A 2,592-nucleotide genomic window follows, 5' to 3' on the forward strand; every position below is an offset into this window, starting at 1 on the left:
CCCCCCCCCCCCCCCCCCCGTCAGCCCCTCCCCCAGGCGCGATAGCCACCACGGTCCAGTTTACCGGAATTCTTGGGAACAATCTCATTCAACGTTGGCGGACTGCACGACCTCCTTGGAGGCCTTCCCACAGTCAAATGCCCTCAGTGTAAGAGTGCCCCCGGGCACCACCTACCTCTGAGACCACCGCCCCGGCTCAGTACCTCGACGTCAGCCCCTCGAGTTCCTCGCGGATCGTCCGGCGGACCATCTCCTCGATGGCAGTGTAGTCACGCTTCGCCTTCTCCTGCTTCTTGAGCATCTCCTCCATCTTCATGATCCCGGCGGAGAGGTTCTTCCCGTACTGCAGGGCGACCTCCAGCGCCTCTTCGTCGATCCGGACGACCCTGGACATAGAGAATGGTTTTGCGGCCGCGGATTTATGTGTTACAGTTTTGTTACCAGGCAGCCAGGACTGTTACAATATTGTAACAACACCCGAGATCCCGTAACATCTCTGTTACATATGCTGATCGGGCAGAAGATCTCTCCCCTTTCGGCCCCGGCCCCTTTATAGATACGCCTCCGACGCGTAGCGCCGCATCATCCGGTGCGTGTTGAAGTAGTAGGCGATCTTCGCGATCGAGCTCCGCATGATCGTCGCCCACTCATCCTTCCGGAGGTAGTAGGTTGGGATGATCAGGTACTCGAGTTTACTGTAAAGGTCCTGGAGCTCCCGTCTCCGCCGCTCTTCCTCGCTCACCTGCGCACCGGGTCCGGGGCCGATCGCCCACCCCGTTGTCCCTTCGATCCAGCCCTCGATCCACCACCCGTCGAGGACGCTGAAGTTTATCACGCCGTTCAGGGCGGCCTTCATCCCGCTCGTTCCGCTCGCTTCGTAGGGCGGCAGCGGCGTGTTCAGCCAGACGTCCACCCCCGCGGTCATCAGGGCCGCAATATCCATCGAGTAGTTCTCGAGATAGACGCCCGTCACCTCCCCCTCAAGGTCGCGCATGGCGTCGTGAACGCGGCGGATCTCCTGCCTGCCGGCCGCATCCGCCGGATGGGCCTTCCCGGAAAAGACGAGCTGGATCGCCCCCCGCCTCCCGGCCTCCCGCAGTTTCTCAAGGTCCGAGAAGAGCAGGGCTGCCCGCTTGTAGGCCGCCGCCCTCCGGGCAAACCCGATCGTGAGGGCGGAAGGGTCCAGGTCGACGCCGTTCTTCTCCCTGACGTAGTCCACCAGGGCCTGCTTCGCCTGCCGGTGAGCGTGCCTGATATCCTCGTGCGGAATCTCGTCGACCCTGACGAGCAGCTCCGGCTCCTGCGCCCAGCCCGCGATGTAGCGGTCGTAGAGATCCCGGAACGGTCCCGACGTCCACGTGTGCGGGTGGACGCCGTTCGTCACCGCCCGGATGTGGAAGGCCGGGAAGAGCCGCCGCGAGAAGTTCATGTGCGCCGTCGTCACGCCGTTGACGTATTTGCTCAGGCGGAACGCGAGAGTCGCGAGTGCAAGTCCGTCATCGCTGATGTACTTACCAAGCAGTGTCGATGGGATCTCACCTTTGAGCAGCCGGACCGCCATCTCCCGCGGGAACCTCTCGAACGCCACCGCTACCGGGGTGTGGGTGGTGAAGATGCACCGCGTCTGCACCCTCTCCTCGTCCATCCCCGGCTGCCTCAGGAGCTCGAGGGTGAGGAGGCTTGAGTGGCTCTCGTTGATGTGGTACTTGCCGACCCGGATGCCCTGCGCGGCGAGCATCCGGGCACCGCCGATCCCGAGTACGATCGCCCGTTTCAGCCGATACTCCCGGTCGCCGGTATAGAGGCGATCGGTTATCTCCCGGTCTTCCGGTGCGTTCTCGGGAAGGTCCGTGTCGAGAAAGAGGACCGGCACGAGGCCGCCGACGGGGCTCCAGTAGTCGTAGAGCCAGGCCCGGATCGCGACGTTCGCATCCCCTATCCGCACGCTCACCCGCTCGGGAAGTTCCCGCATGTGCTCTCGCGGGTCCCACTCGTCGGGGAGATCGATCTGGTCGCCCTCCGGGGTCAGCCGCTGCCGCACGTAGCCTTTCCGGTTGACGAGCGTCACCGCGACCATCGGGATGAGGAGGTCGGCGCTCGAACGGATGACGTCCCCGGCGAGCACCCCAAGACCGCCGCTGTAGGTCGGTATATCGCTCTCGATGCCGATCTCCATCGAGAAGTAGGCGATCTTCTCCCCCTCGACGAACGTATCCCTGCAGAGTTTGTTCGAGAAGTAGTAGGTCCCGCCCCGAAGATCCACCGAATACGTTGCCGTTGCCGGGTCCACCGGCATCCCGCAGACAGGGTCCCTCGCCGCCATGGCCCTGCATCCCCCGGACATCATATGAACCTGCCGACACACCGGGTTTTGGGGCGGGTTATGTAGCGCTACTCGCACACACCCATGGCCCGGTTGCCACCGGGTATCGCCACGCACTGCTCCAGGAGGCCGGGCGGGGTGGGGATTTTTGGGGAGGGACTTACGGGTACCCGCCTGCAGGGAGAGGGGGTTACAGCGAATCGCCCCTCGCGGGGTGGGGGTCTCCCCTCCCCGGCCCCCCCGGATGCGATAGCCACCACGGTCCAGTG

At 64.1% G+C, this 2,592-nt stretch carries 2 protein-coding genes; both read right to left on the minus strand.

What is annotated here, in order from left to right; translation table 11 throughout:
- Positions 1 to 196: 196 nt before the first annotated feature.
- Complete coding sequence (locus BRA49_RS11705) at positions 197 to 394, minus strand: hypothetical protein (protein ID WP_292386271.1); 198 nt, start codon at positions 392 to 394, stop codon at positions 197 to 199.
- Between the two features lie 156 nt (positions 395 to 550).
- Positions 551 to 2,323: an alpha-glucan family phosphorylase gene (gene glgP / locus BRA49_RS11710; protein ID WP_292386272.1), complete on the minus strand. Its 1,773-nt coding sequence runs from the start codon at positions 2,321 to 2,323 to the stop codon at positions 551 to 553.
- Positions 2,324 to 2,592: the final 269 nt, after the last annotated feature.

The sequence above is a fragment of the Methanoculleus sp. UBA430 genome (genome assembly GCF_002506585.1).
GTDB lineage: Archaea > Halobacteriota > Methanomicrobia > Methanomicrobiales > Methanoculleaceae > Methanoculleus.

What these genes read in the sequence shown, in the direction of transcription:
- BRA49_RS11705 (WP_292386271.1), bottom strand. Translation starts at nt 394, where the DNA reads ATGTCCAGGGTCGTCCGGATCGACGAAGAGGCGCTGGAGGTCGCCCTG.
- glgP (WP_292386272.1), bottom strand. Translation starts at nt 2,323, where the DNA reads ATGGCGGCGAGGGACCCTGTCTGCGGGATGCCGGTGGACCCGGCAACG.